The 12,943-nt window shown below is 41.1% G+C and carries 16 protein-coding genes; 10 read left to right on the top strand and 6 right to left on the bottom strand.

From position 1 onward, the window contains the following. On the top strand, positions 1 to 313 hold a 313-nt coding region (locus G564_RS20500), incomplete at its 5' end, for a hypothetical protein (protein WP_029037975.1). Between the two features lie 141 nt (positions 314 to 454). Here G564_RS20500 and G564_RS0112600 read toward each other — a convergent pair. Beyond that, positions 455 to 949, bottom strand: coding sequence for a metallophosphoesterase family protein (locus G564_RS0112600; RefSeq protein WP_029037974.1), 495 nt, complete (start codon positions 947 to 949; stop codon positions 455 to 457). A gap of 106 nt (positions 950 to 1,055) precedes the next feature. On the opposite strand from G564_RS0112600, the gene truA reads away from it, so the two are divergent. Further along, positions 1,056 to 1,796: a tRNA pseudouridine(38-40) synthase TruA gene (gene truA / locus G564_RS0112595; RefSeq protein ID WP_029037973.1), complete on the top strand. Its 741-nt coding sequence runs from the start codon at positions 1,056 to 1,058 to the stop codon at positions 1,794 to 1,796. Continuing rightward, entirely contained in the window at positions 1,796 to 3,568 is a 1,773-nt protein-coding gene (locus G564_RS0112590) for an ABC transporter ATP-binding protein (RefSeq protein ID WP_029037972.1), read from the top strand. The genes truA and G564_RS0112590 overlap by 1 nt, the downstream gene beginning before the upstream one ends. Here G564_RS0112590 and G564_RS0112585 read toward each other — a convergent pair. Continuing rightward, positions 3,565 to 4,338, bottom strand: coding sequence for a diadenylate cyclase (locus G564_RS0112585; protein ID WP_029037971.1), 774 nt, complete (start codon positions 4,336 to 4,338; stop codon positions 3,565 to 3,567). The genes G564_RS0112590 and G564_RS0112585 overlap by 4 nt on opposite strands. Before the next feature lie 37 nt (positions 4,339 to 4,375). Continuing rightward, positions 4,376 to 5,200: a dihydropteroate synthase gene (gene folP, locus G564_RS0112580; RefSeq protein ID WP_029037970.1), complete on the bottom strand. Its 825-nt coding sequence runs from the start codon at positions 5,198 to 5,200 to the stop codon at positions 4,376 to 4,378. Between the two features lie 86 nt (positions 5,201 to 5,286). Between folP and G564_RS0112575 the strand changes: the two genes are divergently transcribed. The 5 genes from G564_RS0112575 to G564_RS0112555 all read left to right on the top strand — a co-directional run bounded on the left by G564_RS0112575 (position 5,287) and on the right by G564_RS0112555 (position 9,320). Continuing rightward, complete coding sequence (locus G564_RS0112575) at positions 5,287 to 5,844, top strand: DUF1599 domain-containing protein (RefSeq protein WP_029037969.1); 558 nt, start codon at positions 5,287 to 5,289, stop codon at positions 5,842 to 5,844. A 10-nt stretch (positions 5,845 to 5,854) separates the two neighbouring features. Further along, positions 5,855 to 6,949 (top strand): BT_3928 family protein, encoded by a 1,095-nt coding sequence (locus G564_RS0112570; protein ID WP_029037968.1) that lies wholly within the window; start codon positions 5,855 to 5,857, stop codon positions 6,947 to 6,949. A 446-nt stretch (positions 6,950 to 7,395) separates the two neighbouring features. Continuing rightward, on the top strand, positions 7,396 to 8,148 hold the full coding sequence (gene tpiA, locus G564_RS0112565; protein WP_029037967.1) for a triose-phosphate isomerase: 753 nt from the start codon (positions 7,396 to 7,398) through the stop codon (positions 8,146 to 8,148). A 1-nt stretch (position 8,149) separates the two neighbouring features. After that, the gene (gene prmA / locus G564_RS0112560; protein WP_029037966.1) at positions 8,150 to 8,989 is read left to right on the top strand and encodes a 50S ribosomal protein L11 methyltransferase; all 840 of its coding nucleotides are present in this window, start codon (positions 8,150 to 8,152) and stop codon (positions 8,987 to 8,989) included. A 55-nt stretch (positions 8,990 to 9,044) separates the two neighbouring features. Next, the gene (locus G564_RS0112555; RefSeq protein ID WP_029037965.1) at positions 9,045 to 9,320 is read left to right on the top strand and encodes an ATP-dependent Clp protease adaptor ClpS; all 276 of its coding nucleotides are present in this window, start codon (positions 9,045 to 9,047) and stop codon (positions 9,318 to 9,320) included. Positions 9,321 to 9,435: 115 nt separating this feature from the next. Here G564_RS0112555 and G564_RS20330 read toward each other — a convergent pair whose 3' ends face one another. Continuing rightward, positions 9,436 to 9,609 carry a hypothetical protein gene (locus G564_RS20330; protein WP_156879233.1) on the bottom strand — a complete coding sequence of 58 codons (174 nt, stop codon included), beginning with the start codon at positions 9,607 to 9,609 and terminating at the stop codon, positions 9,436 to 9,438. Positions 9,610 to 9,827: 218 nt separating this feature from the next. Here G564_RS20330 and G564_RS0112545 point away from each other — a divergent pair, with 218 nt between their 5' ends. Beyond that, positions 9,828 to 10,337 carry a YqiA/YcfP family alpha/beta fold hydrolase gene (locus G564_RS0112545; protein WP_156879232.1) on the top strand — a complete coding sequence of 170 codons (510 nt, stop codon included), beginning with the start codon at positions 9,828 to 9,830 and terminating at the stop codon, positions 10,335 to 10,337. Positions 10,338 to 10,394: 57 nt separating this feature from the next. Here the strand turns inward: G564_RS0112545 and G564_RS0112540 are convergent, their stop codons facing one another. Continuing rightward, positions 10,395 to 10,934, bottom strand: coding sequence for a lipid-binding SYLF domain-containing protein (locus G564_RS0112540; RefSeq protein ID WP_037373999.1), 540 nt, complete (start codon positions 10,932 to 10,934; stop codon positions 10,395 to 10,397). 232 nt (positions 10,935 to 11,166) lie between these two features. On the opposite strand from G564_RS0112540, the gene G564_RS0112535 reads away from it, so the two are divergent. Further along, the gene (locus G564_RS0112535) at positions 11,167 to 11,928 is read left to right on the top strand and encodes a hypothetical protein (protein WP_029037962.1); all 762 of its coding nucleotides are present in this window, start codon (positions 11,167 to 11,169) and stop codon (positions 11,926 to 11,928) included. A 128-nt stretch (positions 11,929 to 12,056) separates the two neighbouring features. Here the strand turns inward: G564_RS0112535 and G564_RS19265 are convergent. Continuing rightward, a partial coding sequence (locus G564_RS19265) for an IS110 family transposase (protein ID WP_051205452.1) occupies positions 12,057 to 12,943 on the bottom strand: 887 nt, incomplete at its 5' end.

The following is a 12,943-nucleotide window of genomic DNA, read 5'->3' as shown; positions in this document are numbered from 1 at the left end:
AAAGCAGCGAAGAAACAATGTAGAAGCCACTATTTTTCAGTTTGTGGTAAACATCAGAAATAAAAAGACTAAATACCGTGGTCTTATTAAAAACCGGATGTGGGCCTTTGCCCGCGGAATGTGGATAAATCTAGTGAGGATAGCCAAAAATATGGAGAAAATGTGTCCATGGAGTCCGGGTAAAGGCCAAAACTCCGCATTTTCTGTGCTTTTTCACCTTTTAAACATCAAAGATTGTTTGATTTTCTCGTTTATCATGGAGCAAACAAAAAACCCCGAATTTGAAGACAAATATAAACTTCTCAGAGCTTAATAAAAATAGGCTTTTTAGAGGTGACTCAAAGTTCAAGATTCAAGGTTTCAACCTCTCGACTCCGCTCGAGGTGACAAAAAAGAAACTTCGTAAATTCAATTTCCTGACCACTGATCACCGAACACTGAACACTAATTAAAACTATCTTTTCCCCAATTCAATCACCTCCAGGTCCCTGATGTCTTTGCCGTCAATTACAAAACGCAACATGGTACGGACCAGGTGAAAGCCTTGCTTCCCTGCAGCACCGGGATTCATGTGAAGGACGCCCAGCTTTTTATCATTCATGACCTTTAGGATGTGGGAATGCCCGCTTATGAAGATCCGCGGGGGATTGGCTTTGATCTCTTCCTTAACGGCAGGAGAGTAGCGGCCGGGATATCCGCCAATATGGGTGATCCAAACGTCTACCTCTTCACACTTAAACCGGTTGTTCAGCGGAAATTCCTTACGTATTTCGGTGCCATCAATATTTCCGTACACTGCTTTCAAAGGTTTAACCTTCTGTAGCGCATCACTTACTGCTGTAGTGCCTATATCCCCCGCATGCCATATCTCATCAGCTTTTTGAGCATATTTAATTATTGCATCGTCTAAATGGCCATGGGTGTCACTAAGTAGTAGTATTTTTTTCATCGGGATTTTTTATAGTGAGATTTAAAATCTAAAGACACGGGAGAATGAGCAGTTGCCATGAATGGCTTATCTTTGTGTCTTTAATTTGTAAAAGTAAAAATTTAGATTGAGATATTTCTTGGAGCTGGAATACTTCGGAAAAGCCTACCATGGCTGGCAGCGCCAACCTAATGCGGTTTCTGTGCAACAGGTAGTGGAAGAAGCTTTGAGTATCCTGCTTCGGGAAACAATTGAGATTGTGGGAGCAGGTAGAACAGATTCCGGAGTACATGCGAGGCAGATTTATGCGCATTTTGATTATGATGCGGGTTTTTCAGAAGCAATTATATTCAGATTAAATTCCTTGCTGCCTAAAGATATCAGTGTGAGATCTCTTGTGCCGGTAAAGGCCGATGCACATGCAAGATTCCATGCCGTTTCCCGTTCCTATGAATATCATATTGTGACTAAAAAGGATGTTTTTGCTATAGACACCGCCTATTTTGTGCAGAGGGATCTTGATGCGGAGCGCATGAATGAAGCGGCAAAAATTTTATTGGAATATCGCGATTTTAAATGTTTTTCCCGCTCCCGAACAGATGTCGTTACTTACAATTGTATCGTGAAAAAGGCTTATTGGGAACAACAGGAAAACAGACTGATCTTTCATATCACGGCAGATCGCTTTCTGCGGAATATGGTTCGTGCTATAGTAGGTACGCTTTTACAAATAGGTCTGGGAAAGATGGATGTGCAGGAGATGCATGGGATCATTGAAAGTAAGAACAGGAGCGAAGCGGGAGCCTCGGTTCCGGCACATGGTTTATACCTTACAAAAATAGAATATCCAAATAGTATTTATAATTAATGGCTGCATCAACGGGTAACGCATTTGATTTTACACTTTTTAAGCGACTGCTTGCTTATACCCGTGCCTATAAAGGAACCTTCTACTTTGTAGCCATCGCAGCTATTCTGTTGTCCCTGCTCGGGGTCATGCGGCCTTATTTACTGCAAATCACAATTGATGAATCCATTGTGCCGCAGAATAATGACCAGTTGCTATTCTACATCATGTTAATGGTTGGGGTATTGCTGCTGGAGGTGATCTTCCAGTTCTGTTTTATCTATTTTGCCAATTGGTTGGGGCAGGGAGTGATAAGAGACCTTAGGGTAAACCTGTTCGAACACATGCTTCAGTTCAAAATGAAGTATTTTGACAATTCTGCAGTGGGAAGATTAGTGACACGGGCAGTAAGTGATATCGAAACCATTGCCAGTATCTTTAGTGAAGGACTCTTTATGATCATCAGCGATCTGTTAAAGATGACTGTTGTATTGGCGTTTATGTTCTATCAAAGCTGGAGATTAACCTTACTGGTTTTAGTTGTACTGCCTTTCATTCTCTATGCAACCAGGGTATTTCAGAAAAAAATGAAACTGGCTTTTGAAGAGGTGAGAACCCAGGTGGCGAATCTCAATACATTTGTGCAGGAGCGTATTACGGGAATGAAGATCGTGCAGCTTTTTACCCGGGAGGAGAAAGAATACGAAAATTTCAAGGAGATAAATGATAAGCATCGCAAAGGTTGGATCAAAACTGTTTGGTATAACTCAATATTCTTTCCTATTGCCGAAATGTCCACTTCCATTACTATTGGTCTCATCGTATGGTACGGAGGGCTACAGGTTGTAGCAGAAAATGAAGCCATTACCCTGGGGGTTATCGTCGCATTTATTGAATTGACCCAGATGTTATTCCGACCCTTACGTCAAATAGCCGATAAATTTAATACCCTGCAAATGGGGATGGTAGCTGCAAACCGTGTTTTTGGTGTCCTGGATACTGAAGCTTCTATACCCGACAGAGGAACAATTGAAGTAGATCATCTTAAAGGGGAGATCACCTTTGAAGATGTAAGGTTTAGTTATGTAAAAGAGGAAGAGGTGCTTAAAGGAGTTTCTTTTCAAGCCAGGCCGGGAGAAACCGTCGCTATTGTAGGAGCTACAGGGGCAGGAAAATCCACGATCATTAATTTACTGAACCGCAGTTATGAGATCTCCAGTGGGCGTATAATGGTGGATGGCATTGATGTAAAGGATATTACCCTAAAATCTCTTCGGAATGAAATTGCCATAGTACTGCAGGATGTTTTTTTATTTGCAGACACTATTTTAAATAACATTACTTTAAATGATCCTTCGATTACAAAAGAAACGGTTATTGCAGCAGCTAAGGAGATTGGAGTAGATGAATTCATCATTAGTCTCCCCGGTGGCTATGACTATAATGTCAAGGAACGCGGGGTCATGTTGTCTTCGGGACAAAGACAATTAATTGCATTTTTGAGAGCCTATGTGAGCAAGCCAAGTATACTTGTGCTGGACGAAGCTACTTCTTCAGTGGACTCTTATAGCGAGCAGCTTATCCAGGATGCAACAGATAAGATCACCCGGGGTCGAACCTCTATAGTTATTGCTCACCGGCTGGCAACAGTAAAAAAAGCAGACAAGATCCTGGTTATGGATGCCGGAAGAATAGTAGAGATGGGTACGCATTCAGAACTTCTTAAGAAAGAAAACGGTCATTACAAAAACCTGTATGAAGTACAGTTCATGCAGGAAGAGGAGACACTTTAAACGAGATCGGCACGGACCTTTTTTATCAGATCTTCCCGGTCTTCATACATCACAAATTCCCCATCCTTTATATAGGAGATCTGTCCCGTTTCTTCACTCACAACCAGGGCAACGGCATCAGTTTTTTCCGTAATTCCTACTGCAGCCCGGTGCCGCAATCCAAAGCGCAACGGAATAGTGCGGTCATTGGAAACAGGTAAGATTACCCGGGTTGCAGTAATGTAATTGTCTTCAATGATCAGAGCTCCATCATGGAGAATACTGTTTTTATAAAAAATAGATTCTATAATGGGCTGGTTTACCAAAATCTTCATGGGATCTCCGGAGGATTTGACAAAATCCAGGCTGGTATTCCGCTGGATCACAATAAGAGCTCCCGTATTGGTTTTCCCCATGTGTTCACAGGCCTTAACAATGGCTTCTACATCATTAGGGGTCTCCAGGTCATCTTTAATAAGCTTGAGAGTCTGAAGAAAGCGCCTTCTGCGGGCAAAATTGGTGGAGCCGATCATGAGTAGAAATTTTCTGATCTCCTGTTGAAAAACTACGATCAGTGCAAACATTCCTACTCCGATAAACTCCCCCAGTACGCTGCTCAACATCTCCATGCGTAGCAACTGAGTGAGTTTCCCCACAAAATAAATGATCACGATCCCAATGAAAATATTGACCGCTACGGTGCCTTTGACCAGTTTGTAAATGTAATAAAGCAGGGCCGCGATAAAGATGATGTCAACTATATCGAGAATGCGGAGGTCTAGAAAATCCAAAGTAGGTTGCTTTTTGGTAAATGTAAAAAATATTAAGCTAGTTTTTCAGCCGCTCCACCAATTTCACGCATTCCACTGCTTCCTTCACATCATGAACCCTCAGAATCCGGGCTCCTTTCATAAGAGAAACGGTATTAAGGACACTGGTGCCATTTAGAGCTTCATCGGGAATGGTATGAAAGGTTTTATAAATAAGGGATTTTCGGGAGAGACCGGCGAGCAGGGGCAGATCAAGTGTCTGAAAAAGTTCCATTTTTGACAACAACTCAAAATTTTGATGGATATTTTTTGAAAAGCCAAAACCGGGATCAAGAATGAGATCATTAATTCCCAAAGCTCTTGCCCTGTCAATTTTCTCTGAAAAATAGAAGATGATTTCCTGAATTAGATCCTCGTAATGATTCAGATCTTTCATGGTTTGAGGATTTCCCCGCATATGCATCATGATATAAGGCACCTGGAGTTGAGCAACAGTCTCCATCATCTTTTCGTCCAGGTTCCCTGCCGAAATATCATTGATCAGGGCAGCTCCCGCTTCTACGCATTGCCGCGCTACCTCACTGCGGAAGGTGTCAACCGAAATTATTATTCCCGGAAATTCCTTTGCCAGATTTTCCACCACCGGAAGAATTCGCTGAAGTTCTTCTTCTTCTGAAATATCTGTGGCTCCGGGACGGCTGCTATAGGCGCCCACATCAATGAAATCTGCTCCTTCCTTCAGCATTTTTTCTGCCTGGTGCAAATGCTCCTCCCGGCTTTCTCGATGGCCTCCATCGTAGAAGGAATCGGGCGTGAGATTAAGAATGCCCATTACTCTGGGAGTAGATAAGTCGATAAGTTGACCTTTACAATTTATATACATGCTGAAAAATGCTGTTTTTTGAATGGAAAAATTAACTTTGAAAAAAAGTTTTAAATCAGCGAAATTTACACAAATTACCCGTTTCTATGAAGGATACCTCTGCCCAATATGATGCTGTGATCGCCGAATGTCGCGGTCTTTTCATGAAAAAGATGAAGGATTATGGCTGTGCTTGGCGCATTTTAAGGCTTCCCTCGCTAACAGATCAGATCTTTATTAAAGCACAGCGTATACGGGGACTTCAGGAGAATGAGGTGCGAAAGGTGGATGAAGGAGAAGTGCCGGAGTTTATTGGCATCATTAACTATTCAGTAATGGCACTCATTCAGCTGCAAAAAGGAGTTGCCGAGCAGCCGGACCTGGTGCAGGAGGAAGTAGAAGAATTGTACGACCAGACGATTGCACGTACAAAGCAACTTATGGAAGATAAGAATCATGATTATGGGGAAGCCTGGCGCGAAATGCGCGTGAGTTCCCTCACAGATCTCATCCTGCAAAAGTTGCTTCGCATTAAACAGATAGAAGATAATAAAGGCAAAACCCTGGTAAGTGAGGGGATTGGAGCGAATTATGAAGATATGATCAATTACGCCGTGTTTGCCCTGATACACATACACGAAAACAGTGAATTAAGTAAAACATAAACGGTGTAACATGAAAATACTTGTAGGAATCTCCCGGTGGATAGTTGGGATCTTATTCATTTTTTCAGGATTTGTAAAGCTTAATGATCCTATTGGTTTTTCATTTAAACTGGAGGAATATTTCAGTCCGTCTGTTTTGGATCTGGAGTTCCTGGCACCTTTCGCCCTGGTGATCGCTCTTTTTGTGGTGATCTTCGAGCTGGTACTGGGAATCATGCTGCTTATAGGTTATTTGCCCAAATTTACTACCTGGGCGCTCCTGCTCATGGTGGTCTTCTTCGGATTCCTCACCTTTTATTCAGCCTACTACAATAAGGTTACAGATTGCGGATGTTTTGGAGATGCAATTCCTCTTACTCCCTGGCAATCTTTCTATAAGGATATGTTCCTCCTGGTACTCATTTTGATCCTCTTTTTTAAGAGGGAGTACATTACTCCCTATTTTGCCAAGGCATCCCATCGCTGGATCGTCTTTCTCTCCTTTATGCTATGCTTCTTGTTTGCTTATTACGTTCTGATGCACTTGCCCTGGATAGATTTCCGCGCTTATAAGGAAGGAACAAATATCCAGCAGGCAATGACAGCGCCCGAAGGAGCACAGGAGGCAGTTTATGATTACCACTGGAAATTCAATATTGACGGGGAAGAAAAGATCTATACTACCCGGGGTTCTTATCCATCGGTGCAGGGGGAATTTATTGGAGTGGAGACAGAGTTGGTAAAAAAAGGTTATGAGCCACCCATTCATGATTTTTCAATTGAAAAGGATGGGGAGAATTTTACAACAGAGATCCTTCAGGAAGACAAATTGCTTATGATCGTAGCTTACAGTCTTAACCGTAGTGAAGCCGACGGATTAAAACGTCTGCGGAACCTCATTCAAGAAGCGCGTAAAAATGGTTACCGCGTCATTGGCTTATCTGCCTCGGCAGAAGAGCTAAAGCAAGAAGTGAATGAACGTTATAATCTTAATGTGGAATGGTACTTTAGTGATGAAACTGCTTTAAAGACAATCATTAGAAGTAATCCAGGACTGGTAAGACTTGAGGAAGGAACCATTAAACAGAAGGTGCATTGGAATGATATCGAAGATCTTCAGTTTTAAGAGGTGTCAAAAATAACATTTTTGAGGAGCTTTTCTTCTGATCGTATCTCGTAAAGCAGACATGATTTATTAATTGAGGAGTTGAACCTGCCCGAAGCCGGAGCGTCAGGATATTTTCTAAAAGTGGTGGCTGCGACTTCAGCTATTTAAAGCTTTCAATTTGATTTTCAGGCTGAAATAACTCCTGCTCGATAGTATGTCAACTAAATTTGTCCCCGGCTAAATATCAGGTTCCAAAAAAGGTATTTCTGAAGCAAATTTCCGTAGTTATTTTGCAGGATTTCGCAGGTTCTTAGCGCCTTCAGCCGTATATTTACGTTGCCAAAGGAGTCTGGAATTATAGCCTGATCTAAACTGCTAATAATTAAGACTTTCCGAAGGATTTTATAATAGTTTTAGCTTGACCTTCAAAATCAGAATATTAACTTCCCCTAAATAATTTAAATATGAGAGATAAAATAGTAGCAGGAAACTGGAAAATGAATAATGATCTTGCCCAGACCGAAGATCTATTGGGTAATATAAAAAATGAATTAAAACCTAAAGAAGGTGTGCGCGTAATCGTTGCGCCACCATTTACAAATCTCTACCACGCTTTTGAATCCCTGAGGGACCGGCCTGTTGATGTGGCTGCTCAAAATATGAATGAGAACAAGAGCGGTGCCTTTACCGGTGAAGTATCTGCACAAATGCTTACCAGCATTGGCGTGAAAACGGTAATTCTTGGTCATAGCGAACGAAGGGCCATATATAAGGAAACAGATGAACTATTGGCTAAAAAAGTGGATGCGGCTCTTGAAAATGAAATGGAAGTGATCTTTTGTGTGGGAGAAGAACTCCATGAAAGAAAAGCTGAAAAGCATTTTGATGTTGTAAGAACACAGCTTGAAAAGGGACTTTTTCACCTAAGTGCAGCTCAATGGGAAAAGGTGATCATTGCTTATGAACCTGTATGGGCAATTGGTACCGGAGAGACCGCGTCCCCCGAGCAGGCACAGGAAATGCATGCCTTTATTAGAAAAACAATTTCCGAAAAATACGGGCAGCAAGTCGCGGATGAGGTTTCTATACTTTACGGAGGCAGCGTAAAACCCGATAATGCGCAGGAGATCTTTGCTAAGGAAGACGTGGATGGGGGGCTTATTGGCGGCGCCAGTTTAAAAGCAGGGGATTTCCTTGCTATAGTGAATGCCTTTTAAAATGAAGAATATGAATTACCTGGAGTTTAAATTTGTGATTGAACCTCCACAACCAGCTTCTGAGATCCTGATTGCCGAACTGGGATTGGCGGGTTTCGAAAGTTTTGTGGAGAATGAAGATGGAATTACGGCATATATTCCGGCCGAGGAATATGAAGCCGAAACGATGAGCGGAATTCACATCCTCCAGTCTCCGGAATTCGATATTTCCTTTACTCAAACAGAGATTGAGCAGGTGAACTGGAACGTGGAATGGGAGAAAAATTTCCATCCTATTATTGTGAATGAGGAGTGCGGCGTAAGGGCCCCTTTTCATCCTAAACCCGATGTGACCTATGACATTGTGATCGAACCGAAAATGTCTTTTGGGACCGGCCATCATGCCACTACCCACATGATGATCGAATTCTTATTAAAATATGATCTAAAGGATAAGAAAGTTCTGGATATGGGATGTGGCACGGGAGTACTTGCTATTGTTGCCGAAAAAAAAGGTGCCCGCGAAGTGGATGCCATTGATATTGATAACTGGTGCTATCAAAACACCCTGGAAAATATGGAAAGGAATGAATGCTCAAAGATTTTAGTTTTTGAAGGGGCAGCCGAATTGCTGGAAGGACGCATTTATGATATTATTATTGCAAACATCAACCGCAATATTTTGCTGGGAGATATGGAAACCTACAACAGGAGTTTGAATTCCGGCGGAGGGTTGTACCTGAGTGGGTTTTACGCCAAAGATATACCTGCCATACGTGAAGAATGTGAAAGGTTAGGACTCGAATACAGTGATTATACCGAGCGGGATGAATGGGTGGCTTTAAGATTTCTCAAAGCATAAGTTTGGGAAGAAATTGTTATATTTAGCCCCTTATTGCTATTGAAAATGATTGATTATGAGTACGAAGGAAGAAATTCTTGAGAAGAAGGAGATTAAAAGCAAAGAATCGAAGTTACACGAGATCATTCTGTACAATGATGATTACAATACTTTTGATCATGTTATAGAAACCCTGATCGTTGCGTGCGAGCACACCCCCGAACAGGCTGAACAATGTGCGCTTCTGGTACATTATAAAGGAAAATGCACAGTTAAAACCGGCCCCTACAAAGAACTGGAGCCCCGCTGTGGAAAACTACTTGAAGAAGGACTAACTGCAGAGATCGTTTAACTGCTGTATTTAAGATTAAAGAAAAGGCCCGGAAGTAGTTCCGGGCCTTATTTAATTTCATCAGGTTCATATTCCACTAGAGGAAATGAACAGGAACAGCAGATTTGATGAGACGTTAATCTTCAGAAGAAATTTCCTTTTTCTCTTCTCTGCGTCTTTGCATCATTCTGCGATACTGGTTGGTATAACCCCAGTCCTTTCTCAGTTGTTCTTTTTTGTCCTCTTCTTTAGATCGCGCTTTTGGATCTGCAGACAGAAGATGGTGCGGGTAGGTTCTTCTGATCTCCATGACAGTTAAGTTTTATTCCCGAAGGGGGAGAGTTAAAAATTGCAGGATTTTCCTTTACAATTCAGCCTGTTATATAAATACAAATTACGTCCATCTTCATCTAAAATTACTCCCCAAAAATGCTAATTAACTGATTTTTAAGATAGTTGAGTTTAGATGGATTACCACCCAATATTAAAACCGGAATTTTTGTTTATTTTTCATTTAAACTTAATGGTATGAACATACTTTATATACATGGCCTTGACAGTAAATTAAGTGCCGAAAAAAGAGAAATTCTGGAGCGCTTTGGTAATGTCTATTCCCCCGATCTTAATTATTACGAGGATAAAAATGCCATTGATACTATCCTCAAATCCATATCTAAAGTAGAAATTGATATTGTCATGGGTAGTAGTATGGGTGGTTTTGCCGGTTTTCATGTGGCGAACATCCTGGGTAAACCTGCATTGTTATACAACCCGGCCTTGAGGTACAGGTCGGTTGAACAAAATATTCCGGAGAATGCCAGTAACTACACCCCACACATGCACATTGTGCTGGGTCAGAAAGATGAGGTGGTTAATCCCAGAGATACCATGGATTATCTTATGAGTAATTTCAATCCTGTGACTCATTTTCACCTGCACCTCGTGCCGGGAATGGGTCATAACATTCCGGTGGAATTCTTTGAAAATGAAGTCACTTCATTTTTTAAAAGCCAGAGTATTAAAAAAGAGGGATCATAGACAAGAAAAACGGCCTCCGCGAGGAGGCCGTTTTTAATTATAAGTTGTTTGATATTATTACTGTGCCGGAGTAAAGTCAAATCTTTGTCCGCCGACAGAGATTCCTGCCATGGCACCCCCTTTTGGAACTGTAACCACAGCTACTCCATCCTGGAAGTCCAGGTCTCTTGAGAAACCTTTATCAAGAATTACTGCAGAGGCATTAGCACCAAGTTCATAGCTTCCGTTTTTGAATCTTTCAAGTGCTTCTTCAGTTTCAAAGAAGAGGACTTCTACAAAGGATTTTCCTCCTAATTGTAAACCTACATCTACTTGTTTAAGATCGGCATAACCTACCAGGTTTCCATTTTCATAAACGGCACCGTTACCCGAGGCTCCTCCTATAATATACGCGCCTTTCCCTACGTTAGGGAAGATAGCATAACCTTCGGCTTCATTAAAATAATTAGCCATCATAGGGTATTCTCTTTCTATCATAGCTCTTTCTTCCCTGGCATCGGCAAGAAGATCATCTCCTGTTTTTTTGGCCGATCCACAACTGGCAAGTACTAGTACCAGCAGTACCATAACGGTTTTTAAAATATTATTAGTTTTCATCTCTTTTCTTTTTTGGGTTAGTATCTTAAATTTAAAATACTCAGGTGCAAAAATTGTTAATACGGTGTTATTTTGCTTAAGATTAGCATATTAGGAAGAGTAAGTCAGCTAAATATCCGTGGGCTTAGAACTATCACAGCAAGATATTTTTACGATACATATTTAAAGAATAACTTAAGGTCTTTTAAATATTCATGCATAGACGTAAATTAGAGTGATAAAAGAAGAAATTATGAAAAAGTGGTATATCTACCTGTTGGTTTTGGTGGGGCTTCAGATAGGGAGTCCAAATTTACAGGCACAGGAAACAGAACTAATGGTAAGGGTGCAGTCGAAGGATGCAAAATTTATTGGCAGCTCCATAGGTGGAGCAAAGATCCTCATAAAAAATGCTGAAACGGGGGAATTACTTGCGAGTGGTATGACATCGGGAAGCACGGGAGATACCGGGCTTATCATGGAGCAGGCCCACAACCGGAATCAGAGACTAACCGATGAAAATACAGCGGGATTTTTAGCTAAAATTAAGCTGGAGGAGCCGGTCTTTGTTACAGTCGAAGCCTATGCACCATATAATAAAAAACAGGCCCGGGTGATGAGTAGCACCCAGCTTTGGCTGCTGCCCGGGAAACACATCACCGGCGACGGACTCATCCTGGAGGCGCCCGGTTTTGTTGTAGATATTCTTTCTCCTCAAACTCACGAGCGAATAAACAGTGCCTCCCAAATCGAAATAGAAGCAAATGTGGTGATGATATGCGGTTGTCCGATCACCCCCGGCGGAATATGGGATGCCAACCAATATGAAATCAAAGCTGTACTTAGTCGGGAGGGTTCAAAGATCAGCGAAATAAAATTGGAGGCTAAAGAGAAGCCAAGTACTTTTTCCGCGGAAACGAATCTCGAAAGGGGCAACTATGAATTACTGATCTACGCCTATGATCCGGTTAGCGGAAATACTGGAGTGGACAGGACGAATTTTATTGTTAACTAAGAAGGAAAGTGGTCAGTGGTCAGTGGTCAGTGGTCAGTACCTCCCCCGCTAAAACAGCAGGATTACTGCGGAATATGACTGTAGAAGATTTTGTTCGGACAGCAAAAAAAGCCCCAGAGATACTATGATTAAATCCTAATGTTCCTCATTTTTTCCTCTTGATTTTTTAACTTTGTACTAAAGAAGTGAGTAATGTCTATTCCTGCGTAGCTTACTACCTGTCGGATATTCTTGAATAAAGTAAAACCATTTGTCTCGCATACTAAAATAACCACTGTTTCATACCCAAGGCCAGGAATAGTTTCAAGCTTTTTAATTCTATTCTCAAGTATTGGATCCTTCTTTACAGTAGCTTTAATATCCTTTCTTATAACATCAATAGCTTTCTCCAAAAAGGCTATTTGTTCTCTCTTAAGCTTTATTACAGTGTGCAATTTTTGGTGAGCCTTTTCAAGAGCATGTAATTGGGATTGAGCTCTCTGTTTTTCTTTCTTTAGGCTTAGCAGTTCTCTACACAAATCTCTCAAAGTTTTATACATTGGAGACATAGGCTCCCAGTTCTCCAATTCTCTTTCTATTCCAAAACTGGCAATGGTCTTTGCATCTACCTTATCTGTTTTGGTTTTCACATTCAGACTTTTAATGTAGTTTTTTATTTTATTAGCTAACACCACTGACACCTTCTGGTTCTGAGAATGAAGATAGTAAGCAAGGTTTTCGTAATATACTCCTGTTGCTTCCATTACAAATCTTACCGACCACTCATCATCTTTTTTTTGTTTTAAAGACCAGGATAAGAAATTTTCAAATCCCTGATCTGTATTTTCAAAGGAACGAGTTCCTTTTATCTTAATACTGTTATCTTCTGTTCTTACTTTAATACAGGCATAGAAGTCATTCATCGAAATGTCAATACCAATAATTAGTTTACTCATAATATGTTTAAAGTTTAAGGAATATCTTCTTTTATCTTTCCTCGTGTTTATACGGAATACAAACAACATGGCCTGTTTCC

It is taken from the genome of Salinimicrobium xinjiangense DSM 19287 (genome assembly GCF_000423585.1).
GTDB lineage: Bacteria > Bacteroidota > Bacteroidia > Flavobacteriales > Flavobacteriaceae > Salinimicrobium > Salinimicrobium xinjiangense.
This window is presented reverse-complemented; position numbering and strand designations above follow the sequence as displayed.